Here is a 21,675-nt window from a genome sequence, read left to right as displayed (position 1 = left end):
TGTTTGATCGGGCTTCTCGCCGCTCAGTGCGCCAGGATCGCCAGCAGCAACAGCGCCACGATGTTGGTGATCTTGATCATCGGGTTGACGGCGGGGCCGGCCGTATCCTTGTAGGGATCGCCGACGGTGTCGCCGGTCACCGCCGCCTTGTGCGCGTCGGAGCCCTTGCCGCCGTAATGGCCGTCCTCGATGTACTTCTTGGCGTTGTCCCAGGCGCCGCCGCCCGAGGTCATCGAGATCGCGACGAACAGTCCGGTCACGATCACGCCGAGCAGCATGGCGCCGACGGCCGAGAACGCCGCCGACTTGCCGGCCGCGCCGCCGCCCGCGATCGCGAAGATCACGAAGTAGACGAAGATCGGCGACAGCACCGGCAGCAGCGACGGGATGATCATTTCCTTGATCGCCGCCTTGGTCAAAAGGTCGACCGCGCGGCCGTAATCCGGCTTGTCGGTGCCTTGCATGATACCCGGCTTTTCGCGGAACTGACGCCGCACTTCCTCGACGATCGCGCTGGCCGCACGGCCGACGGCCGTCATGCCCATCGCGCCGAACAGATACGGCAGCAGGCCGCCGAACAAGAGGCCGACCACGACGTAGGGATTGTTCAGCGAGAAGTCGGGCAGCACGCCCTGGAAGTACGGATACTTCGCGGCGTTGGCGATGAAGAATTTGAGGTCTTCATTGTAAGCCGCGAACAGCACCAGCGCGCCGAGACCGGCCGAGCCGATCGCGTAACCCTTGGTGACCGCCTTGGTGGTGTTGCCGACCGCGTCGAGCGCGTCGGTCGACTTGCGGACTTCCTTCGGCAGGCCGGCCATTTCGGCGATGCCGCCGGCGTTGTCGGTGACGGGACCGAAGGCGTCGAGCGCCACGATCATGCCGGCCAGCGCCAGCATGGTGGTGGTCGCGATCGCGATACCGAACAGGCCGGCAAGGCTGTAGGTGACGAGGATGCCGGCGATGATGACCAGCGCCGGGCCGGCGGTGGATTCCATCGAGATCGCGAGGCCCTGGATCACGTTGGTGCCGTGACCGGTGACCGACGACGCCGCGATCGACTTGACCGGGCGATAATCGGTGCCGGTGTAGTATTCGGTGATCACGATGATCAGCCCGGTAACGACAAGACCGACGACGCCGCATTGGAACAGCGCCATGCCGGTGTATTTCACACCCGCCAGCGGACCGAAGCCGATCAGCCAGTAGATGACGCCGGCAACGCCGACGAGCGACAGGACACCGGTCGCGATCAGGCCCTTGTAGAGCGCCCCCATGATCGACTGGCTGGCGCCGAGCTTGACGAAGAAGGTACCTGCGATCGAGGTGAGGATGCAGATGCCGCCGATCGCGAGCGGCAGCGTCATCATGTTCACCAGCAGCGGCGAGGTCGCGAAGAAGATCGCAGCCAGCACCATGGTGGCGACCGCGGTCACCGCATAGGTCTCGAACAGGTCGGCGGCCATGCCGGCGCAGTCACCGACGTTGTCGCCGACGTTGTCGGCGATGGTGGCGGGGTTGCGCGGATCATCCTCGGGAATGCCGGCCTCAACCTTGCCGACGAGATCGCCGCCGACGTCCGCACCCTTGGTGAAGATGCCGCCGCCGAGACGGGCGAAGATCGAGATCAGGGAGGCGCCGAAGCCGAGTGCGACCAGCGCGTCGACCACGACGCGGTCGTTGGCCTTCAGGCCCAGCATCTGGGTCAGATAGGCAAAGTAGATGGTGACGCCGAGCAGTGCGAGGCCAGCCACAAGCATGCCGGTGATCGCACCGGCCTTGAAGGCGAGCTCAAGTCCGCCGGCCAGCGAGGTGGTCGCGGCCTGCGCGGTACGCACGTTGGCGCGAACCGAAACGTTCATGCCAATGAAGCCGGCGGCGCCCGACAGCACCGCGCCGATCAGGAAGCCGACCGCAACCAGCATGCCGAGGAAATAAGCCAGCAAGGCGAAGATCACGACGCCGACCATGCCGATCGTCATGTACTGGCGCTTCAGATAGGCCTGTGCGCCCTCGGCCACCGCGGCTGCGATCTCCTGCATGCGCGGATTGCCGGCGTCCGCCTTCATCACGGATGCCGTCGCCCAGATCGCGTAAACAATCGAAAGCGCTCCGCAGAGCACAATCACCCATAATGCTGTCATTGAATTTGCCTTATATCCCTGATGTTCCCCACGCCATTTACCGCGAACGCGGCAAGCGCATAAAAAGGAGGCCTTTCCCTGCCCAGAAGGGTGGCCTCCATTCGGCGGGGACCTTGCCAAAATCGTCTCCCCGGCGCAACGCCACGAGGAGTAGAAAACGTCGATTTTCGAAAGGATTCACCGGGAAATGGCGCAGCCCCCCGGGACACCGGAGGCCGGGTAGTCCACGTGGCGGAAATCCGCGAACACGGTCAGCGGCGACAGGCCACCCGGAATCGATTGTCTCCGGCGCGCAGCCCCCAAAAGTACAAGAGCCCGCCCAACCCCCGTGGGGGTCGAGCGGGCCCGCGATCCATTTCAGTACATCCGTGAAACGACCGTTTCGAGGCCTTAGGCCAGCGACAGGTTTTCTGCGCTTACCTTGCCCCGCATCTTGTCGGTCTTGAGTTCGAACTCGACCTTCTGGCCTTCGGCCAGACCGGTCAGACCTGCGCGCTCAACGGCGCTGATGTGAACGAACACATCCTTGCTGCCGTCGGTCGGCTGAATGAATCCAAAACCCTTTTGACCGTTGAACCACTTCACAGTTCCCGTAGCCATTTTCTATTCTCCAAAGCACGTAGGCTTTCATTCCGCACGGCGATCGCACGGATTCAAATCCAATCGACGATGTCTCTGGAAGATGCCCTAACAGGCGCGTTCAAAAAGGCACGGCGGCAATCGAATGCGCGCACAACTATAGATTTTCCGGGAAATTGCAATGGCCGGCTGCAAATAAAGGCCCTCAGGCGGCGCTGCGACGCTCAAAAATGGCTGTAAGAGCGCCGTTTCAGCACGATTTCACCGCCCTGCCCGTCGAGGAATATTGGCGCACTATTTCCAGCGACCACGGTTCCGATGGAACTCACCGCCACGCCGGCGTCCTGCGCGGCTTGCAGGAACGCATCGACGCGGTCTTCCGCCACCGTGCACAGGATTTCGTAATCGTCGCCTCCGGCGATCAATGTTTCGATTCCGACGATGCCACGCGACACCAGATCGCGCGCGGTATCCGACAGCGGAATCGATTCCAGATCGATCGCAGCGGAAACGCCGGACACGCCGCAGAGCTTGGTGAGATCGCCGGCGAGCCCATCGGACACGTCCATCGCCGCTTTGGCATGGTCGCGAACGATTTCCGCGAGCACTACGCGCGGCTGCGGTACCCGATAACGCCCGATCAGCAGATCGCGCGCGGCGATATCGCTGACCGCAGCATGGACCTTTCCGCCCCCGAGCACGGCAAGCCCGAGCGCGGCATCGCCGATCGTGCCGGTCACCAGCACCCGGTCGCCAGGCTTGGCGCCGCTGCGATGGACCATTTTGCCTGACGGCACGCGCCCGAACGCGGTGATTGAGACCATCAGCGGCCCGGGCGTCGACACCGTATCGCCGCCCAGCAGCGGACAGCCGAACTGCGCCGCGTCCTCGCCGAGCGCGGCCGCGAACGGTTTGAGCCAGGCTTCGTCGGTATCGCGGAGCGCCAGCGTCAGCACGAAACCGGCCGGCACCGCGCCCTTGGCCGCGAGATCACTGAGGTTCACCCGCAACGCCTTGCGCGCAACCGTGTCGGGCGGATCGTCGGGGAGGAAATGCACGCTCTCAACGATGGCGTCCGTCGTCACCACGATGTCGCCGCCATCAGGCTTCAGGGCCGCCGCGTCGTCGTCCAGATTGAAGGCGCCCGGGTCGGTCGCGATCGGCCTGAAATAGCGCGCGATCAGCGAGTCCTCGCCGGACGCGGGCGCGCTAGCCACGCGCGAACTCGTCGGCGCGGAACTGGCGCGCGATCTGGTCGAGCACCGCGTTCACCATGCCGGTCTCGTCCTTTTCGACAAAGGCGTGCGCGACATCGACATATTCGGACACGACCACGCGGCCGGGCACGTCCTTGCGATGCTCCAGTTCATAGGATCCAGCCCGCAGCACCGCGCGCAAAATCGCGTCGATCCGCTTCAAGGGCCAGCCCTTCGACAGCGCGTCGTCGATCAGGGGATCGAGTTTTGCCTGATCCCGCACCACGCCCGAGACGACGTCGCGGAAGAAAGCGGCTTCAGCCGGCAGATATTTGTCGCCCTCGACCTCGTTGCCGAGCCAGTGGCTCTCGAACTCGGCGAAGATGTCGTTGATCCCGGCGCCGCCAATGTCCATCTGGTACAGCGCCTGCACGGCGGCGAGCCGCGCCGCACCGCGCCGGTTGGCTTTCTTGTCCGGACTTTTCGGAGCGGGCTTCTTGCTGTCTGCCATCGTCAGGCCTTTGCCAGCCGGCGTTTGATCCGCAGCATCGCGAGCGCCGCGCGGGCGGCGTCGCCGCCCTTGTTAAGCTCACTGGCGCGCGCCCTCGCCCAGGCCTGCGCCTCGGTGTTGACCGTAATGATGCCGTTGCCAAGCGGGAACTTTCTCGCGACCGCAAGGTCCATCAGCGCGCGCGAGGATTCCATCGAGACGATCTCGAAATGAATGGTGTCGCCCCGCACCACGCAGCCGAGCGCGATCGCGGCGTCATAGGGCTTTCCGCTGTTCTCGGCCGCGTCGATCGCGATCGCGATCGCGGCGGGGATTTCCAGCGCGCCGGGCACGGTGATGACGTCATGCGTGACACCGGCAGCCTTCAGTTCGGTGACGGCGCCTTCCAGCAGCGCATCCTGGATATCGTCGTAGAAGCGTGCCTCGACGATCAGCGCGCGCGCGCCGGCAATATCGGTCTGATCTTTCAGGGGTGCGCGTCGTGCGTCTGCCATTATCTACCTTCTTGTCATTGCCGGGCTCGACCCGGCAATCCATCCTATCAGGAATCCATCCTGTTAAGAGGATGGATACGCGGGTCAAGCCCGCGTATGACACAATTGTTGCTGTTGCTATTTCATTTCCGACAGCCGCGCCGCATAGCGGGCCATCAGATCGACCTCGATATTGACCTCGCTGCCCGAATTCCAGCCGCCCAGTGTTGTGACACTGAGCGTATGGGGAATGATCAGCACCGAAAACACCACGTCTTCGACCGTATTCACCGTCAGCGACACGCCATCCAGCGTGATCGAGCCCTTGACGGCGATGAAGCGCGCCAGTTCCCGCGTCGTGCGCAGTTCGAACCTGGCCATATCGGGCAGATCGTCGCGCTTGACGATGCTGGCGATGCCGTCGGCATGGCCGGCCACGATGTGACCGCCGAGTTCGTCGCCGATCTTCAGCGCGCGCTCGAGATTGAGTTTTGTGCCCTTGCCCCAGTGCTTGGCCGTGGTCATACCGAGCGTCTCGGCCGCGGCGTCGACGTCAAACCAGGTCTTGCCATCATCGACGCCGGAGGCGACCACGGTGAGGCAGACGCCGTTGCAGGCGATCGAGGCGCCATCGGCGATGGTGGCGCGATCGTAGCGGCAGGCGATGCGCAAGCGATGCAACTGCCCCTGCGCCGTCGGCGTCAGGCTGACGATTTCGCCGATATCGGTGACTATTCCGGTGAACATTTAAGCGCGCTCGTAGATCGTGAGAGTATCTAAACCAAGGCTTTCGCTAGCACGGACTTTTAGCGCGGGCGACCCGGTGAGAGCCGACAGCGGCAATGCGTCCAGCGCGGGAATGCCGCCCGCGCCGACCGCCTCGGGTCCGCGCAGCAGCCAGACCTCGTCGACCAGCCCCGCCGATACAAAGGACGACGCGACGCGCGCCCCGCCCTCGACCATCAGCCGCGAAATGCCCTTGTCGGACAGCGCACGCAGCACCGCCGGCAGATCCAGCCCCGGCGGCGTGCTTGACGCGGCGACGCGGATCACCTGCGCCCCGGCAGCGCCGAGCTTCATGGCGGCCGGCGCTTCTGACAGATCCGACGTCATGACCCAGAGCGCCGTCTCGCGCGCGGTCTGCACCAGACGGCTGGTGCCGGGAATCCGCAAGCTCCGATCCAGCACCACCCGTACCGGCGACAAATGCTCCATCCCCGGCAGGCGGCAGGTCAGCGCCGGGTCATCCGCCAGCACGGTGCCGATCCCGACCAGGATCGCATCACACTGCGCGCGCAGCAGATGCACGCGCGTCCTTGCGGCCTCGCCCGTGATGGCGACCGGCTTGCGGCCGGCGGCGCCGATCCTGTCGTCGGCGGAGACCGCGAGCTTGAGGATCACATGCGGGCGCTTGTCGCGGATGCGGCGGAAATGCCCGGCATGGTCGTAGGCTGCTTCCGCGGAATTCAGGCCGACATCGACGATAATCCCGGCGGCGCGCAGTTTGGCGTGGCCCTGTCCGGCGACTTCCGGATTGGGATCCTCGATCGCCGACACCACGCGGGCAATGCCCGACGCGATCACGGCATCGACGCAAGGCGGCGATTTGCCGAAATGCGAGCACGGCTCGAGCGTCACATAGAGCGTGGCGCCGCGCGCGGCTTCACCGGCGCGCAGAAGCGCATCCGGCTCGGCATGCGGCCGGCCACCGGGCTGGGTCCAGCCACGCCCGACAATGACGCCGTCCTTGACGATAACAGCACCGACGGCGGGGTTCGGCCAGGTGCGCCCCTGCCCGCGCCGGCCGAGCGCAAGCGCGAGCTGCATGAAGCGCGCGTCCGCGGCTTTGGACTCTCTGGATTTCTGCGCGTACTGGTCTTCCAGAATGCGGAAGATCATTTGCGTAACGCGGTGACCCGTGCGTCTTCCTCGCCGGACAGCTCACCGAGCACGGCTTCAAAGTCCTTGGCCTCGCGAAAGTTGCGATAGACCGAGGCAAAACGCACATAGGCCACATCATCGAGCTGGCGCAGATGCTCCATCACGATCTCGCCGATCGCCTCCGAGGAAACCTCCGCCTCGCCGCCGCTTTCGAGCTCGCGCACGATGGCGGAGACCATCTTCTCGACGCGCTCCGGATCGACCGGGCGCTTGCGCAAGGAGATCTGCAGCGAGCGCACCAGCTTGTCGCGGTCGAACGGCACGCGGCGGCCATTGCGCTTGATCACGGTCAATTCGCGGAGTTGCACCCGCTCGAAGGTCGTGAAGCGAAAGTTGCAGGCGATGCAGACCCGCCGCCGCCGGATCACGGCGGAATCCTCGGTGGGGCGCGAATCCTTCACCTGCGTATCGAGACTGTTGCAGCTGGGGCAGCGCATCCCACGAATCCCTTACCTGTGGCCTTTACTGATAGATCGGGAAGCGGTCGGTGAGTGCCTTGACGCGTTCCTTGATCGCGGCTTCCACCAGCGGCGCCTTGCCGTCGGGCGATTGCGCCAGCGCGTTGAGCACTTCGGCGATCATGGAGGCGACCTGCTGGAATTCGGCGACGCCAAAACCGCGCGTGGTCGCCGCCGGCGTGCCCAGACGCAGGCCCGACGTGACGAACGGCGTTTCGGGATCGAACGGTATGCCGTTCTTGTTGCAGGTGATCGCGGCGCGAACCAGCGCCTTCTCCGAGACGTTGCCCTTCAGCCCCTTGGGCCGCAGATCGACCAGCATCAGATGGTTGTCGGTACCACCCGAAACGATGTCGAGGCCCTGCGCGCGCAGCGCCTCCGCCAGCGCCTTGGCGTTCTCGACAACGTTCTTGGCGTAGATCTTGAAGTCCGGACGCAGCGCCTCGGAAAACGCCACCGCCTTCGCGGCGATGATGTGCATCAAGGGACCGCCCTGCAGACCCGGGAAGATCGCCGAGTTCAACTTTTTCGTCAGCGTCTCGTCGTTCCACAGCATCAACCCGCCGCGCGGGCCGCGCAGCGATTTGTGCGTGGTGGTGGTCGTGACATGGGCATGCGGCACCGGCGAGGCATGGACGCCACCGGCGACGAGGCCGGCGAAATGCGCCATGTCCACCATCAGATAGGCCCCGACGCTGTCGGCGATCTCGCGGAAACGCTTGAAGTCCCAGGCGCGCGAATAGGCCGAGCCGCCGGCGATGATCAGCTTCGGCTTCACCTCCTCGGCGCGGCGTGCAACCTCGTCCATATCGATGATCTGGTCGTCGCGGCGCACGGTGTAGTGCTGCGCCTTGAACCATTTGCCGGACATGTTGACGGGCGCGCCATGGGTGAGATGGCCGCCGGCGGCAAGGTCGAGGCCCATGAAGGTATCGCCGGGCTGCAGCAGCGCCAGGAACACCGCCTGGTTCATCTGGCTGCCCGAGTTCGGCTGGACGTTCGCAAAGGCAGCGCCGAACAGTTTCTTGGCGCGATCAATCGCCAATGTCTCGACGACGTCGACCCATTCGCAACCGCCATAGTAGCGCGCGCCCGGATAGCCTTCGGCGTATTTGTTGGTCATCACCGAGCCCTGCGCTTCCAGCACCGCGCGGCTGACGATGTTTTCCGAGGCGATCAGCTCGATCTCGTGGCGCTGCCGGCCGAGTTCACCCTTGATGGCGGCGGCGATTTCCGGATCGGCCTCGGCGAGGGTCGCCGTGAAGAACGAGTCGGGCGCGGAGGCGGTCTTGCTGCTGGAGGTCATGGGCCGAATATCTCCACCGCCGCAAGGCCTTAAGCGGCACAGCGGTCGGTTACGTGTGGCGGTCGAAAGAAGCGCTTGCGAGATACCACATCGGCCCGGGCCGGCCAAGCACTTGCGGTATCCATCTGATATTTATGCAAGATATGGTGGGGATGGCGGGGATGCCAGTCCCGGGCAAATACCGCCGTCGCCCCGGCCTAGGGCCGGGCCACCCGTTCGTCATTCCGGGGCGATGCAAAGCATCGAACCCGGAATCTCGAGGTTCCGGGATCGCTTCGCGCCCCGGAACGACACGGACCTACTTCGCGAACCGGTACGCCCCGCCCTTCTCGATCGAGCGCTGGAACGCCGGGCGCGCGTGCATGCGCGTCAGCCAGGCCGCCAGGTTCGGATACGGGGCGAGCTTTTCGAACACCTTTGCCATCTCGCCGACAAAGCTCATCTGGATGTCGGCACCCGACAGCGACGGGCCGACGAAGAACTCCCGGCCCTTCAGCGCGCGATCGACATAGCCGAGGTGATTGGCCAACTCGCTGTCGATGCGCGGGTGCAGCGGCGCGCCGGCTTCCTTCAGCCTGCCGACATAGAGGTTCAGCATCAGCGGCAGCATCGCGGACCCTTCCGAATAATGCAGCCACTCATTGTACGCCTCATAGTCGGCGCTGTCGGGCGCCGGCATCATCGCGCCTTTTCCGTATTTGCGGATGATGTAGTCGACGATCGCACCGGACTCCGCGATCGTGGTGCCGCCATCGGTGATGACGGGCGACTTGCCGAGCGGATGGATCGCCGTCAGTTCCGGCGGCGCCAGCCGCGTCGTGGCATCGCGCTGATAGCGCTTCATCTCATAGGGCGTGCCGAGCTCTTCGAGCAGCCACAGGATCCGCTGCGAGCGGGAGTCGTTGAGATGATGAACCGTGAGCATGGCAGTTTCCTCGAGGGGTTTCTTGTTAATGTTGTTGTTTAACAGAGATTTCTAACGCCGTCATTGCGAGCGAAGCGACGCAATCCATACTTTCGAGGGCGGATGCATGGATTGCTTCGCTTCGCTCGCAATGACGAGGCGCAAACACACCTTTGCGTGGTATCGGCCTGCGGTGCTAGGTTTTCGCCAACGAGGAGAGAACGATGCGAATTGCGATTGTCGGCACCGGCGGCGTAGGCGCCGGTTATGGAGCGGCGCTGGCGAAAGCCGGCGCGGATGTCACTTTCATCGCGCGCGGCGCGCATCTGGCGGCCATGAAGCGCGACGGATTGAAGGTTCAAAGCCCGCGCGGCGATATCCATCTGGTGCCGACACAGGCGACCGACAATCCCGCCGAGATCGGCAAGGTCGATTTCGTGCTGTTCTGCGTCAAGCTGTGGGACGTCGAAAGCGCGGGGATCAGTATCAAGCCGCTGATCGGCCCTGATACGGCTGTCATCCCGCTGCAGAACGGCGTCGATGCCGCAGAAAGGCTGATCCCGATCCTGGGCGAAAACGCCGTGATGGGCGGCGTCGCGCAAATCAGCGCCAACATCATAGCATCAGGCGTGATCCAGCAGGTCGGCACCTTCATGCGCATCGTGTTCGGCGAACTCGACGGCAGAAGCAGCCCGCGCGGCGAAGCATTTCTCGCACTGTGCCAGAAGGCCGGCTTCGAAGCCAAGCTGAGCGACGCGATCCTCACCGAACTATGGATGAAGTTCATCCTGCTCGCCGCCAACGCCAGCACGGTGGCCTTGGCGCGCCAGCCAATCGGCGCGTTGCGCGACGATCCTGATATTCGCCCCGTGCTGATGTCGGCCTACCGCGAAGTGATGGATGTCGGCCGCGCCCGCGGCGTGGCGCTGCCGGACAACGCGGTGGAGACGATATCAGGCTATTCCGACAGCCTGCCCGCCCACCAAAAGCCGTCGATGGCGCTCGACCTCGAGCGCGGCAACCGGCTGGAGCTGCCCTGGCTCGGCGGCAAGGTGGTCGAGCTCGGCAAAAAGCTCGGCGTGCCGACGCCGACGCACAGCCTGATGTATGCGATGCTGAAGCCTTACATCATGGGGAAGCCGGCGGGTTGACGGGAACGCTCGAGGCGCCATGTCCTTACATCGCGCCGGACAGGTCGGCAGTGTAGCCACCACTTTGCGACGCGCCTCGATGCGCGACATCACGGAGAAGCATATGCCGCTTGTCGAGAACGCCACGATCAGGAAATTGCGAGCGGGCGGGCTCGCCCTCGGATTCGGCGTGCACCATTTACGCACCGCGGCAGCGGGCATGATCGCTGCGGCGACAGGGCACGACTGGCTGTTCATCGACCTCGAGCACGGTGCATTTTCGCAGGATGACGTCGCGCAGATCTGCATCGCCTCGTTGCCGACCGGCATCACCCCGATCGTCCGAATTTGCGCAGGCGCGATTGATGAAGGCACGCGGGCCCTCGACAACGGCGCCGCAGGCGTCATCGTACCGCATGTCGATACGGTCGATCAGGCCCGGCGCATCGCCTCGGCCTTTCGCTATCCGCCTTTGGGGTCGCGGAGCTGGGGCGGACCATCCGCTCTGTTCGGTTACAAAACGCCGGGCGCCGCCGAGGCCCAGGCGGCCATCAATCCGGAAATCCTGGTCGTTGCCATGATAGAGAGCCCCGAAGGCGTGGCCAATGCCGCCGGGATCGCCGGGGTCGATGGGATCGACGGATTGCTGATCGGAACCTCTGACCTGACCGCGGAGATGGGCATCTCCGGTCAAATCCTGCATCCGCGTGTCGAGGAAGCCTACCGAAGCGTCGGCGCGGCGTGCCGCAAGGCAGGCAAATTCCTCGGCATGGGCGGCGTCTACGAACCGGACGCCATGAAGCATTACGCCGATCTCGGCGCGCAGTTCATCCTGACGGGATCGGATCACGCTTACATGCTGGCCGGCGCCAGTCTCAAGTCGGCCTCGTTGCGGAAGCTCGAAGCGGATCGCAAGGCGGGCTGAGCCAACTCACATCCCCGTATAGCCTGCCTTCACCGGGTCGGTGGAGCCGTCGAGCTGGCGCAGATAGGTCAGGCCGCACACGGTCAGGCGGTGGGTGTCCTTTTCGCCGGCCTCGAACAGCGTCTTCACATAGTCCGTCACCTTCTCGCGCGCTTCATCGTTCGCGGCAGAGCTGCGGTTCACCAGCAGGTCGTAGGTGTGCATGATGCGGTCGATGGCGGCTTCCATGAAGTTCTCCGGTAGGGGTCAGGCGATGTAGGTTTCGGCTTCGAATTTGGCGATCGCCTGGTTGGCGAGGCGGATCTTGTTCAACTCGCCGCGCTGAAACATCTGCACGATGATTTCGAGCAGCCGCTCGTCGGTGGCGAAAGTGTCCGGGATGGCGCCGGTCCTGCGGAGATAGTTCGAAGCAATGGCGTAAGCGTCGCCCACCACCTCGACATTCATCACCCGCAATCCGCGCTCGACGAGCATGTTCTTCGGTCCCCGTGTCAGGAGCGATAATGCGCGAGCCCGGCAGAAGTTCCATTCCGGGAAACCAGCTATTGCCCGGCCCGCCGCCAATGCTTGCGTCACCTTAGAATTGCGATGCAGCTTGTTGTTTTGATGCGCTTTATCAGGTGAAACTGTGACCGCTATCACTCGAAGCGGCTATGCCCGAGGCGGCTCTTGCGCGCGTCGCGAAGGACGAAGCCGCTGCACTCAATACTCAGGCCCAAAAAGCAAAACGCACCGGATCCGGTAACCCGGAGCCGATGCGCCTTGGGCAGGGCTTACTGCCTTGCCAGTTCATGATCCGCTGTTGGCTGCCGGTCTTTTGAGTGGCCGGCTTGGCCGCGGATTCGAATTCTTATTTGACGCGTTTTCTTCACGCGAACCGGAAGTCCACTTCGCTCGAAAACGCTATGTAAATCTCAGAGCCGATACAGGATCTGGTCGGTCCAGAACCGCTCGAGCCGATGCAGCGACTTGTTCAGCGTCGCGAACTCCTCGTTCGAGATGCCGCCGACCTGCTCCACGGTCTTGACGTGCTTCTGATACAGCGCGTCGACGATCTTGCGGATCTCCTGGCCCTGCGGGGTCAGACGGATGCGGACCGAGCGGCGATCAACGCGCGAACGCTGATGATCGAGGAAGCCGAGCTCGACGAGCTTCTTCAGATTGTAGGAGACGTTGGAGCCGAGGTAGTAGCCGCGCGTGCGCAGCTCGCCCGCGGTCAATTCCTTGTCGCCGATGTTATAGAGCAGCAACGCCTGCACCGAGTTGATATCGGCGCGGCCGCGGCGATCGAATTCATCCTTGATCACGTCAAGCAGCCTGCGATGCAGCCGCTCCACCAAAGTCAATGCTTCAAGATAGAGCGGCTGCACCGGAGCTTGACCGGCAGAGCGTTCAGCGGTTTCCACCGCCGTTGCAACGGCTTTCATCATGACATTCCCCTGTTGTCGTTTTTATCGACTTATTCGACGAAACTTTTGTCCCGCCTGATAGCTTCAACTTAAGGGGGCCGTTTGAAGATCCGCTTAAATAAGACAATAAAGAGATCATGAATTTAAGACAGTGAATCGCGGATTAAGCCCATGGATAAAGGGCTTTTCGCAACATTTCATTGACGGTGGCAGGCCTCTGTTCACGCTTCGTCTGGCAGGGTTGTCGCATTCCAAAACAGGTTCGTTTGAATTCGAAACGCCTGGGTAACCGACGTGAGGGAACCCTTTACGGTGACTGAAAAGTTACCGCGAAAATCGTCGAAAATCTTACGGGATGGCGCGGCCCATTCTGGGACGCAGATGCGCTGGCGCAATTAACAGTTCGGGCGTCATCCTTTCGGGCGTCATCCTTCGAGACGCCACTGCGCGGCAAGGATGAGGTCGAGCAGTTCAGGGTGCGCGCTTGAGACCCTCATGGTGAGGAGCGCGGCAACGCCGCGCGTCTCGAACCATGCGGCCAACGTTTATCCCACCATCATTCAAGCAGACGCGCACTACTGCTATGGCGGCCGTTCGCGCGCGGCCATCCAGGCGAGTGCGAGGTAGGCTGCCAGCATCACGGCTTCGACGCCGACCACCGTCAGGCTGCCGCCGTAGATGCCAGGAAACATCAATTCGATGACGGCCATCGACACCACTGTCGTGAGCCACACCACCGCGCCCCAGGGCGTCGCAAGCCACAGACCGACAGCGGCGACGAGTTCAATCACGGCGAAATAAATCGTCGCGGTCTGCCAGGCCATCGACTGGTTTTCGAACGCCTCTTCCTCGCCGCCGATGAAACCGGTCACCTGCGCCCAATGGTAAAGTCCCTTGGCGATCGAGATGACCGCCATGATGCGCAGGAACAGCACCAGCCGCCGGGTCCACGCGTTGTCATCAGGCTCGATCCGCTCGGACGAGATCGCCGCCACCGACATCGCATTGTCCCGGGCATTGTCCCTGTTATCCCGCGACGGGTCGCGCGCGGAGGTGTCAGACATGAGAATCGGTGCTCACAGGCGAAAACGGGTCCTTATAGGCGGAGTCTTGGTATAGGCAGAGTCTTGGCCCGCCGGGTCGGCAAAATCAATTGCCGCTGGCGCAAATCAAGCTGCGGTGACGCGGCCGTTCCGGAATGCTAGAATTAGACCAGGTCCAAATCAGGCCAAATCAGCCTTCCGCCGGGGAGTACCATCATATGGCGATCAAATTCGGGCGCCCGATCGAAATGCGCGACGCACCGCGGCACCAGACCGCCCTCACCTCGGCCCCGCTCGACCTCGCGATCCGCCCCCGCCGCAACCGCAAGGCCGAATGGGCGCGACGGATGGTGCGGGAAAACGTGCTGACGACCGACGATCTGATCTGGCCGTTGTTCATCGTCGGCGGCCACAATACCCGCACCGCGGTCGCCTCGATGCCCGGCATCGACCGCATCACCGTCGACCAGGCGGTCCGTGATGCCGAGCGCGCGGCGAAGCTGAACATCCCCTGCATCGCGCTGTTCCCCTATACCGACCCTTCGCTGCGCGACGAACAGGGGTCCGAGGCGCTGAACCCGGACAACCTCGTCTGCCAGTCGGTGCGCGCGATCAAGAAGGAATTCCCTGGTCTCGGCGTGCTCTGCGACGTGGCGCTCGATCCCTTCACCAGCCACGGCCATGACGGCTTGATCGAGGACGGCAAAATCCTGAACGACGAAACCGTCGCCGTGCTGGTCCGGCAGGCGCTGGTGCAGGCCGAAGCCGGCTGCGACGTGATCGCGCCTTCCGACATGATGGACGGCCGCGTCGGCGCGATCCGCGAGGCGCTGGACGATGAAGGCTTTACCGACGTGCAGATCATGTCGTACGCGGCGAAATACGCCTCCGCCTTCTACGGCCCGTTCCGCGACGCCATCGGTTCGGCAAAGACGCTGACCGGCGACAAGCGCACCTACCAGATGGACAGTGCCAATTCCAATGAGGCGCTGCGCGAGGTCGAACTCGACATCGCCGAAGGCGCCGACATGGTGATGGTGAAGCCCGGCATGCCCTATCTCGACATCGTGCGGCGGGTAAAGGACACCTTTGCGATGCCGACCTTTGTCTACCAGGTGTCGGGCGAGTACGCGATGATCGCGGCAGCCGCCGGCAATGGCTGGATCGACGGCGAACGCGCGATGATGGAAAGCCTGCTCGCCTTCAAGCGCGCCGGCGCCGACGGTATTTTGACCTACTTTGCGCCGAAGGCGGCGGAGAAGATCAAGGCGGAGAGTTGAGGGGCTGGTCTCTCTCCATCCGTCGTCCCCGGCGAAGGCCGGGACCCATAACCACCGGCGATAATTGGTTTGCACGCCAGTCGTTATCTTCCTTTTCCAACAATCTGGGCCGTGGCGTATGGGTCCCGGCTCAAGGCCGGGACGACAGATTAGCCAGCCCCCGAATCGCCTGAATATTGCCGTTTCGTAACTGCCGCAGGGCTTGCGTGCTCGGGCGCGGTTCCCATGTTTCCGCTTGCGGGAATATGCACGGTCTGGAGGACTGATCATGTCGTATAGCGGTTCCGGTAATACCGGTGGCGGCCCTTCAAGTGCTGGCGGCGGCTGGCGTAACGATGGCGGCGTGCAGCCGCATGCGTTCGACCCCGATTTGCAGCCGGAACTGTTTCGCGGCCTGCTGACGCGGCGGGTGTTCGCCTTTCTGATCGACCTCGTCGTGCTGTCGGTCCCGGTGATCCTCGGCTACATCTTCATCGCGGTGTTCGGCCTGATCACGCTTGGGCTCGGCTGGGCGCTGTTCTGGCTGGCCTGGCCGGCCACGATCGTCTGGGCCATCGTCTATTACGGCTCTTCCCTCGGCGGGCCGCATTCGGCGACCATGGGCATGCGCGTGATGGATCTGGAACTGCGCACCTGGTACGGCGCGCCGGGCTATTTCGTGCTCGGCGCCACCCATGCCGTGCTGTTCTGGGTGTCGATCTCGTTCCTGACGCCGCTGGTGCTCCTGATCGGCCTGTTCAACGGCCGGCGCCGGCTGCTGCATGACATCGTGCTGGGAACCGTTGTCATCAACAGCTCGGTTCGCACACAGGTTGTACCTCCGGCGCGCGCGTATTGAAGGGATGTCACACTCCAAATTGATTGACCGTCAGCCCCCGCGGCGCGATGCTCAGGTTTGTTCAGCCCGGATCAGGATCTGGTCCGAGCTTCCCTCACCGGTACCAATTGTTCACCGGATAGCGTTATCGTTCGTGTTTCGGAGGCCTGACGACCCGACGTGACCCAGCATTCGCGTGATACCCCGCAGTTTTACCTGACGGCGCCCTCGCCCTGCCCCTATCTGCCGGGACGGCACGAGCGCAAGGTGTTCACGCATCTGGTCGGCGACAAGGCCGGCGATCTCAACGACCTCCTCACCCATGGCGGCTTCCGCCGCAGCCAGTCGATCGCCTACCGGCCGGCCTGCGACCAGTGCCGCGCCTGCGTTTCCGTGCGCGTCGTCGCCAACGAATTCCGGCCCTCACGCAATTTCCGCAAAATTCTCGCGCGCAATGCCGACATCATCGGCGAGCAGCGCAGCGCGGTCCCGACCTCGGAACAATATTCGGTGTTCCGCGCCTATCTCGATCGCCGCCACCGCCATGGCGGCATGGCCGACATGACCGTGCTCGACTACGCCATGATGGTGGAAGACAGCCACGTCGAAACCCGCATCATCGAATACCGCAAGCGCAACGTCGATTCCGGCATCACCGGCCGCGGCGACGAGCTGATCGCCGTCGCCCTGACCGACGTGCTCAGCGACGGGCTGTCGATGGTGTATTCGTTCTTCGAGCCGTCGGAGCAAAGCCGCTCGCTCGGCACCTTCATGATCCTCGACCACATCACGCGCGCCAGGCGGCTGGGGCTGCCTTACGTCTATCTCGGCTACTGGATCGAGGGCTCCAAGAAGATGGACTACAAGGGCCGCTTCCTGCCGCAACAGCGGCTAGCGCCCTCAGGCTGGCTGCGCATCGACGCGTCAGGCGAAGTGCTGACCGAGCCGCAGGATTAGGGCTTCTTGCCGTTACCGGCTTGACCGGGTGACCCAGCACGCCGCGGCTTCTCGATTGATCACTGACGTCTCTGGAATACTGGGTCGCCCGGTCCCGGCTTCGCCGAGGCTTCCCTGTGCTGGCACGCCGAAGCTTTAGCGAAGGCGGCAAGCCGGGCAATGACAGTTGTGGGAAATGTCAGCCGCCGAACAGCGTGTCGTAGAGCAGCTTCACGTTCAGCGTCACGATGATCCCGGCGACGATCCATGCCAGCGTGGCGACCGAGCGGGAAATCGCAAAATCACCCATCTTGCGGCGGTCGGAAACGAACCGCACCAGCGGGATCACCGCGAACGGCAATTGCATCGACAGGATGACCTGGCTGAAGACCAGCAGCTGCGACGTTCCGCGCTCGCCATAGAGCGCGGTGACAATGACGACGGGGACAATCGCGACGCCGCGGGTGATCAGACGCCGCGCCCAGTTCGGCAGGCGCAGGTGCAAAAAGCCTTCCATCACGATCTGGCCGGCCAGCGTCGCCGTCACCGTCGAGTTGAGGCCGGACGCCAGCAGCGCGACGGCGAACAGCGTCGAGGCGATCCCGAGGCCCAATAGCGGCGACAACAACTCATACGCCTGCCCGATCTCGGCCACATCGGTGCGGCCGCTGGAATGGAACGTCGAGGCGGCCACGATCAGGATCGCGGCGTTGATGAACAGCGCCAGCATCAGCGCGATGGTCGAGTCCGTCGTCGCCCATTTGATCGCGTCGCGGCGGCCCTCGTCGGTGCGCGGATAGGCGCGGGTCTGCACGATCGAGGAGTGCAAATAGAGGTTATGCGGCATCACCGTGGCGCCGATGATGCCGATGGCGATGTAAAGCATCTCCGGATTGGTGACGATCTCGGTCGACGGCAGGAAGCCGCGCAGCATCGCGGCAACCGGCGGCGCGGCGGCGAAGATCTGGATCGCAAAGCAGACCGCGATCACGATCAGGAGTGAGATGACGAAGGCTTCGAGGAAACGAAAACCCTTGTTCATCAGAAGCAGCAGCAGGAAGGCGTCAAGCGCGGTGATCAGCGCGCCGCCGATCAGCGGAATGCCGAACAGCAGCTTCAGCGCAATCGCGGTACCGATCACTTCCGCCAGATCGCAGGCGATGATCGCGGCCTCGCAGGCCAGCCACAGCATGAAGTTGACGGGACGCGAAAAGCTGGCGCGGCAGGCCTGTGCGAGATCGCGGTCGGTGACGATGCCGAGCCGTGCGGCGAGCGCTTGCAGCAGGATCGCCATCAGGTTCGACAGCAGGATCACCGACAGCAGCGTGTAGCCGAACTTCGATCCGCCGGCGAGGTCGGTCGCCCAATTGCCGGGATCCATATAGCCGACGGAAACCAGATAGCCGGGCCCCAGAAACGCCAGCAGCCGGCGTGCCCAATGGCCACCGAGCGGCACCGCGATGGTCGCGTTGACCTCAGGCAGACTGGCCTGCCTGTTCGCGGCGGCGTCGGCGCGCCAGCCGGCGTCGGCGTCTTGCAAGGCCACAGGCAAGCTCTCCGAATTAGTCTTTCGGCCCAATTCGGGCGTTCGCGCATCCATCTCAACAAGATGGTCGAAATTCGCCCTTATTGCAACTAATTTGCAACTGCATCTGATGGTCACGAGAACGATAAACGATACCGGCGCGGCCTGCGCGACCGCGCCAGCTATTTGGCCGGAACCGTGAACCGCCGATTCCCCCTCGACGACAAACTGTTCGCGATCAAGGGACCAACAATGCTGACCATCAGCACAATCAGAGGGCGCGTCTTGGTTCCATTCGCAGTTCCGGGCTACCTTGCCGGTTGGGAAAGTCCCTTCCCGGCCCACCTGGTCTCAGAAGGCCGCGCTTACGAGATCCACATCGGCGTCAAATCGAAATCAAATCCGACCGGAGGAGAAGACAGTGGTCCACGAAGGCATCCTCGCATGCAGCGGCCGGCTGCTTGCCGCCATCGCCAGTCAGGCGATTGACGATTTGGAAGGCAACAACAAGGTGGCCCTCGTCAAACAGTCCTCACAATGAGCGCCGTGATCGACCTCCTGCTGGCGGCGGACGTCCGGCCCTTCACGATTGCCGCGGCGATCGTGGTCGTGCTTGCCGTGATCGAACTGCTGTCGACGATGGTTGGGTTTTCGCTCAGCCACGTCGTCGGCAAGGACGTCGAGATCGAGGCCGACGGCCACAGCGCCATCTCCGGCCTGTTTCTCTGGATCAATGCGGGGCGCGTTCCGCTCTTGATTCTTTTGATGTTGACGCTTGGCATCTTTTCGATCGTGGGATTTTTCCTGCAGGCCATTGCGCACAGTGTCGGAATTTCTCTCCCGGTTTCGCTCGCCGCCGTCGGCGCCATCATCGGCACCATTCCGGCGGTCCGGGTTACCAGCCGCGCTATCTCACGCGTGATCCCGCGCGACGAGACCTATGCGGTGGATGACGCCGACTTCGTCGGCCAGATCGCCGTGGTTTCGATCGGTCCGCTCGACCAGGGACTGCCCGGCCGCGTCCGTCTCAAGGATGTCTTCGGCAACTGGCACTCTGTCCCGGCGCGCGCCGGCCCCGATTCGAAAGCGCTCGCGGTCGGCAGCAGCGTGTTGCTGGTCGACCGCGACACCAAGAGCTTTATCGCGATTGCCGCACCAGCCGACCTCATTGCACAACAATAGTCATCACACAGGACATGAACATGTGGGAATTAGCAGTACCGGTCTCTATCGGCGTCCTTCTCTTTGTCATCATCGGTTTCATGTTCGCGACGCTGTACCGGCGTTCGACCCGCGACGAGGCCTATGTGCGAACCGGTCTCGGCGGCCAGAAAGTCGTTCTCGACGGCGGCTCCGTCGTGCTTCCGGTCTTCCATTCGACGGCAGCCGTCAATCTGAAGACGTTGCGGCTGGAAGTCGCCCGTGGCGGTCCGGACTCGCTGATCACCAAGGACCGCATGCGCGTCGACATCGGCGCCGAATTCTACGTCCGTGTCAAACCCGACATGTCGTCGATCGCGCTGGCCGCGCAGACGCTCGGCAACCGCACCAACGACGCCGCTGAATTGCGCGAACTGATCGAGGCGAAATTCGTCGATGGCCTGCGCTCGGTCGCCGCCACCATGCATCTCGAAGAGCTGCAGGAACAGCGCGCGACCTTCGTCAAATCGGTGCAGGACGCGGTCGGCGCCGACATCCAGAACAACGGCCTCGAGCTTGAATCGGTTTCGCTGACGAGGCTGGACCAGAGCGACATCAAGCATTTCAATCCGAGCAATTTCTTCGACGCGCACGGCCTCACCACGCTGACCAAGATCACCAAGGAGCGCGAGCAGGAGCGCAACCAGATCGTCCGCACCACCGAGGTGAACATCGCGCAGCAGGACCTGGTCGCCCGCCAGACCACGCTGACGATCGAGAGCACCAAGCGCGAGGCGGAACTGGCGCAGCAGCGCGACATCGCCAACAAGACCGCCGCGATGCGCGCGCAGACCGCGCAGGTCGAGCAGACGGCGTTGCAGAACGAGGCCGAATACCGCATCCAGCAGGAACTGGCCGTCGCCAACGTCCAGACCGAGGCCAACCAGGCCCGCGACACCAAGAAGATCGAGGCTGATCTGGCGGTGAAGCGCCGCACCACCGAAATGGAGCGTGATCTCCAGATCGTGGCGCAGGAAGCGGCGATCGTCGTCGCCACCAAAAACAAAGAGCAATCCGAAGCGCAGACCATCGCCGAGACGGCGCGCGCGCTTGCGATCGCAGCCGAAGAAAAGGTCACGACCGCACGGGCCACCGAAATCGCCGAGCGCGACAAGATCATCAACGTGATCGCGGCGCGCAAGGTGGCGGAAACCGACGCGATGCCGATCACCGTGATGGCGGAAGCCGAACGTCAGGCCGCCGCCAACAAGGCGGAAGCGATCAACGTGCTGGCCCAGGCCGACGCCACCGCCGCGACCACGCGCGCGACCGGCGTCAAGGCGCTCGGTGAAGCCGAAGCCGAGGTGGCGGCGCTGAAGGCCGAGGCCCGCAACAAGCTCGGTGCCGAGATAATCGAGTACGACCTCAACCTCGCCCGCATCAACATCATTCCGGGCGCGCTGGCGGAGGCGGTCAAGCCGATCGAGAAGATCTCGGACATCCGGATCTTCGACACCGGCGGCATGCTCGGTCGTGGTGGCGGCAACGGCGCGATGAATGGCGGCGGCAACGGCGGTCTCGGACTCGGCGACGGTCTCGCCGCGCAGCTATTGTCGGTATCGGCGTTCAAGCCGATGATCGACAAGATTCTCGGCGAGGCCGGCTTCCCGGCTGGCCCCGACGCCATGACCAGCCTGTTGAATGCGCTGCGTGCCGGCAGCGGCCCGCTGACTGAAGTGGAGGCGCCAGCGGCGCCGGTTGCCTCCACGGATACCCCGCCCAACACCATCTCCGGCACGGGCAAGGCGACGCTCGGACCGAAGTCGTAGTCGTCATGACGGCCTGATCCGCCGTTAGATCGCCAATAGAGAGAAGCCCGCCGCACCCGATGCGGCGGGCTTTTTTTACGCCTGTCGGGCACGGCGCTTTCGTCCCTCCTCCATTTCTTTATTGCAAAT

22 protein-coding genes are annotated in these 21,675 nt (G+C 63.5%); 7 read left to right on the top strand and 15 right to left on the bottom strand.

The window, feature by feature from the left end; all coding sequences use genetic code 11:
- Positions 1–23: 23 nt before the first annotated feature.
- The 10 genes from JQ629_RS07690 to JQ629_RS07645 form a co-directional block, all read right to left on the bottom strand.
- Positions 24–2,144: a sodium-translocating pyrophosphatase gene (locus tag JQ629_RS07690; RefSeq protein WP_212412133.1), complete on the bottom strand. Its 2,121-nt coding sequence runs from the start codon at positions 2,142–2,144 to the stop codon at positions 24–26.
- 390 nt (positions 2,145–2,534) lie between these two features.
- Positions 2,535–2,744, bottom strand: a complete 210-nt coding sequence (locus tag JQ629_RS07685) for a cold-shock protein (RefSeq protein ID WP_192733570.1) — start codon at positions 2,742–2,744, stop codon at positions 2,535–2,537.
- Positions 2,745–2,947: 203 nt separating this feature from the next.
- A complete protein-coding gene (thiL, locus tag JQ629_RS07680; RefSeq protein ID WP_212412132.1) occupies positions 2,948–3,940 on the bottom strand; it encodes a thiamine-phosphate kinase in 993 nt (330 codons plus the stop codon).
- On the bottom strand, positions 3,933–4,430 hold the full coding sequence (nusB, locus tag JQ629_RS07675; protein ID WP_192733572.1) for a transcription antitermination factor NusB: 498 nt from the start codon (positions 4,428–4,430) through the stop codon (positions 3,933–3,935). The genes thiL and nusB overlap by 8 nt, the downstream gene beginning before the upstream one ends.
- 2 nt (positions 4,431–4,432) lie before the next feature.
- Entirely contained in the window at positions 4,433–4,924 is a 492-nt protein-coding gene (ribH, locus tag JQ629_RS07670) for a 6,7-dimethyl-8-ribityllumazine synthase (RefSeq protein WP_212412131.1), read from the bottom strand.
- A gap of 117 nt (positions 4,925–5,041) precedes the next feature.
- Positions 5,042–5,650, bottom strand: a complete 609-nt coding sequence (locus JQ629_RS07665; RefSeq protein ID WP_212412130.1) for a riboflavin synthase — start codon at positions 5,648–5,650, stop codon at positions 5,042–5,044.
- Positions 5,651–6,802 (bottom strand): bifunctional diaminohydroxyphosphoribosylaminopyrimidine deaminase/5-amino-6-(5-phosphoribosylamino)uracil reductase RibD, encoded by a 1,152-nt coding sequence (gene ribD / locus JQ629_RS07660; RefSeq protein WP_212412129.1) that lies wholly within the window; start codon positions 6,800–6,802, stop codon positions 5,651–5,653. It lies immediately after the preceding gene.
- Positions 6,799–7,281, bottom strand: coding sequence for a transcriptional regulator NrdR (nrdR, locus tag JQ629_RS07655; RefSeq protein WP_192733576.1), 483 nt, complete (start codon positions 7,279–7,281; stop codon positions 6,799–6,801). The genes ribD and nrdR overlap by 4 nt, the downstream gene beginning before the upstream one ends.
- 25 nt (positions 7,282–7,306) lie before the next feature.
- The gene (gene glyA / locus JQ629_RS07650; protein ID WP_212412128.1) at positions 7,307–8,608 is read right to left on the bottom strand and encodes a serine hydroxymethyltransferase; all 1,302 of its coding nucleotides are present in this window, start codon (positions 8,606–8,608) and stop codon (positions 7,307–7,309) included.
- A gap of 298 nt (positions 8,609–8,906) precedes the next feature.
- Positions 8,907–9,533, bottom strand: a complete 627-nt coding sequence (locus JQ629_RS07645; protein ID WP_212412127.1) for a glutathione S-transferase family protein — start codon at positions 9,531–9,533, stop codon at positions 8,907–8,909.
- Between the two features lie 203 nt (positions 9,534–9,736).
- On the opposite strand from JQ629_RS07645, the gene JQ629_RS07640 reads away from it, so the two are divergent.
- Complete coding sequence (locus tag JQ629_RS07640; RefSeq protein WP_212412126.1) at positions 9,737–10,663, top strand: ketopantoate reductase family protein; 927 nt, start codon at positions 9,737–9,739, stop codon at positions 10,661–10,663.
- Between the two features lie 19 nt (positions 10,664–10,682).
- Positions 10,683–11,567 (top strand): HpcH/HpaI aldolase family protein, encoded by an 885-nt coding sequence (locus JQ629_RS07635; protein WP_212412125.1) that lies wholly within the window; start codon positions 10,683–10,685, stop codon positions 11,565–11,567.
- Positions 11,568–11,573: 6 nt separating this feature from the next.
- Here the strand turns inward: JQ629_RS07635 and JQ629_RS07630 are convergent, their stop codons facing one another.
- From JQ629_RS07630 to JQ629_RS07615, 4 genes are all read right to left on the bottom strand, one after another.
- Positions 11,574–11,795: a hypothetical protein gene (locus tag JQ629_RS07630; RefSeq protein WP_212037750.1), complete on the bottom strand. Its 222-nt coding sequence runs from the start codon at positions 11,793–11,795 to the stop codon at positions 11,574–11,576.
- 18 nt (positions 11,796–11,813) lie between these two features.
- Complete coding sequence (locus tag JQ629_RS07625) at positions 11,814–12,041, bottom strand: hypothetical protein (protein WP_212263627.1); 228 nt, start codon at positions 12,039–12,041, stop codon at positions 11,814–11,816.
- A 440-nt stretch (positions 12,042–12,481) separates the two neighbouring features.
- Positions 12,482–12,997, bottom strand: a complete 516-nt coding sequence (gene ldtR / locus JQ629_RS07620) for a transcriptional regulator LdtR (RefSeq protein WP_212412124.1) — start codon at positions 12,995–12,997, stop codon at positions 12,482–12,484.
- A gap of 560 nt (positions 12,998–13,557) precedes the next feature.
- The gene (locus tag JQ629_RS07615; RefSeq protein WP_192733586.1) at positions 13,558–14,040 is read right to left on the bottom strand and encodes a DUF6163 family protein; all 483 of its coding nucleotides are present in this window, start codon (positions 14,038–14,040) and stop codon (positions 13,558–13,560) included.
- A gap of 197 nt (positions 14,041–14,237) precedes the next feature.
- On the opposite strand from JQ629_RS07615, the gene hemB reads away from it, so the two are divergent.
- The 3 genes from hemB to JQ629_RS07600 all read left to right on the top strand — a co-directional run bounded on the left by hemB (position 14,238) and on the right by JQ629_RS07600 (position 17,073).
- The gene (hemB, locus tag JQ629_RS07610; protein ID WP_192733587.1) at positions 14,238–15,299 is read left to right on the top strand and encodes a porphobilinogen synthase; all 1,062 of its coding nucleotides are present in this window, start codon (positions 14,238–14,240) and stop codon (positions 15,297–15,299) included.
- 268 nt (positions 15,300–15,567) lie between these two features.
- Entirely contained in the window at positions 15,568–16,137 is a 570-nt protein-coding gene (locus JQ629_RS07605; RefSeq protein WP_212388337.1) for an RDD family protein, read from the top strand.
- 159 nt (positions 16,138–16,296) lie between these two features.
- Positions 16,297–17,073: an arginyltransferase gene (locus tag JQ629_RS07600; protein ID WP_212296230.1), complete on the top strand. Its 777-nt coding sequence runs from the start codon at positions 16,297–16,299 to the stop codon at positions 17,071–17,073.
- A gap of 178 nt (positions 17,074–17,251) precedes the next feature.
- Here the strand turns inward: JQ629_RS07600 and JQ629_RS07595 are convergent, their stop codons facing one another.
- The gene (locus tag JQ629_RS07595) at positions 17,252–18,652 is read right to left on the bottom strand and encodes an Nramp family divalent metal transporter (protein WP_212412123.1); all 1,401 of its coding nucleotides are present in this window, start codon (positions 18,650–18,652) and stop codon (positions 17,252–17,254) included.
- A 474-nt stretch (positions 18,653–19,126) separates the two neighbouring features.
- On the opposite strand from JQ629_RS07595, the gene JQ629_RS07590 reads away from it, so the two are divergent.
- Both JQ629_RS07590 and JQ629_RS07585 read left to right on the top strand, forming a co-directional pair.
- Positions 19,127–19,759 carry an OB-fold-containig protein gene (locus JQ629_RS07590; protein ID WP_212412182.1) on the top strand — a complete coding sequence of 211 codons (633 nt, stop codon included), beginning with the start codon at positions 19,127–19,129 and terminating at the stop codon, positions 19,757–19,759.
- A gap of 20 nt (positions 19,760–19,779) precedes the next feature.
- The gene (locus JQ629_RS07585; protein ID WP_249134872.1) at positions 19,780–21,546 is read left to right on the top strand and encodes a flotillin family protein; all 1,767 of its coding nucleotides are present in this window, start codon (positions 19,780–19,782) and stop codon (positions 21,544–21,546) included.
- Positions 21,547–21,675: the final 129 nt, after the last annotated feature.

This window comes from Bradyrhizobium sp. AUGA SZCCT0222 (genome assembly GCF_018130205.1).
Lineage (GTDB): Bacteria > Pseudomonadota > Alphaproteobacteria > Rhizobiales > Xanthobacteraceae > Bradyrhizobium.
The sequence above is the reverse complement of the archived record's forward strand: the minus strand, read 5'-3'. Positions and strand labels throughout refer to the sequence as shown.

Excerpts from the sequence above, each read along its gene's own strand:
- JQ629_RS07690 (WP_212412133.1), bottom strand. The coding sequence starts at position 2,144 with ATGACAGCATTATGGGTGATTGTGCTCTGCGGAGCGCTTTCGATTGTT.
- JQ629_RS07685 (WP_192733570.1), bottom strand. The coding sequence starts at position 2,744 with ATGGCTACGGGAACTGTGAAGTGGTTCAACGGTCAAAAGGGTTTTGGA.
- nusB (WP_192733572.1), bottom strand. The coding sequence starts at position 4,430 with ATGGCAGACAGCAAGAAGCCCGCTCCGAAAAGTCCGGACAAGAAAGCC.
- ribH (WP_212412131.1), bottom strand. The coding sequence starts at position 4,924 with ATGGCAGACGCACGACGCGCACCCCTGAAAGATCAGACCGATATTGCC.
- JQ629_RS07665 (WP_212412130.1), bottom strand. The coding sequence starts at position 5,650 with ATGTTCACCGGAATAGTCACCGATATCGGCGAAATCGTCAGCCTGACG.
- ribD (WP_212412129.1), bottom strand. The coding sequence starts at position 6,802 with ATGATCTTCCGCATTCTGGAAGACCAGTACGCGCAGAAATCCAGAGAG.
- nrdR (WP_192733576.1), bottom strand. The coding sequence starts at position 7,281 with ATGCGCTGCCCCAGCTGCAACAGTCTCGATACGCAGGTGAAGGATTCG.
- glyA (WP_212412128.1), bottom strand. The coding sequence starts at position 8,608 with ATGACCTCCAGCAGCAAGACCGCCTCCGCGCCCGACTCGTTCTTCACG.
- JQ629_RS07645 (WP_212412127.1), bottom strand. The coding sequence starts at position 9,533 with ATGCTCACGGTTCATCATCTCAACGACTCCCGCTCGCAGCGGATCCTG.
- JQ629_RS07640 (WP_212412126.1), top strand. The coding sequence starts at position 9,737 with ATGCGAATTGCGATTGTCGGCACCGGCGGCGTAGGCGCCGGTTATGGA.
- JQ629_RS07635 (WP_212412125.1), top strand. The coding sequence starts at position 10,683 with ATGTCCTTACATCGCGCCGGACAGGTCGGCAGTGTAGCCACCACTTTG.
- JQ629_RS07630 (WP_212037750.1), bottom strand. The coding sequence starts at position 11,795 with ATGGAAGCCGCCATCGACCGCATCATGCACACCTACGACCTGCTGGTG.
- JQ629_RS07625 (WP_212263627.1), bottom strand. The coding sequence starts at position 12,041 with ATGCTCGTCGAGCGCGGATTGCGGGTGATGAATGTCGAGGTGGTGGGC.
- ldtR (WP_212412124.1), bottom strand. The coding sequence starts at position 12,997 with ATGATGAAAGCCGTTGCAACGGCGGTGGAAACCGCTGAACGCTCTGCC.
- JQ629_RS07615 (WP_192733586.1), bottom strand. The coding sequence starts at position 14,040 with ATGTCTGACACCTCCGCGCGCGACCCGTCGCGGGATAACAGGGACAAT.
- hemB (WP_192733587.1), top strand. The coding sequence starts at position 14,238 with ATGGCGATCAAATTCGGGCGCCCGATCGAAATGCGCGACGCACCGCGG.
- JQ629_RS07605 (WP_212388337.1), top strand. The coding sequence starts at position 15,568 with ATGTCGTATAGCGGTTCCGGTAATACCGGTGGCGGCCCTTCAAGTGCT.
- JQ629_RS07595 (WP_212412123.1), bottom strand. The coding sequence starts at position 18,652 with ATGGATGCGCGAACGCCCGAATTGGGCCGAAAGACTAATTCGGAGAGC.
- JQ629_RS07585 (WP_249134872.1), top strand. The coding sequence starts at position 19,780 with ATGTGGGAATTAGCAGTACCGGTCTCTATCGGCGTCCTTCTCTTTGTC.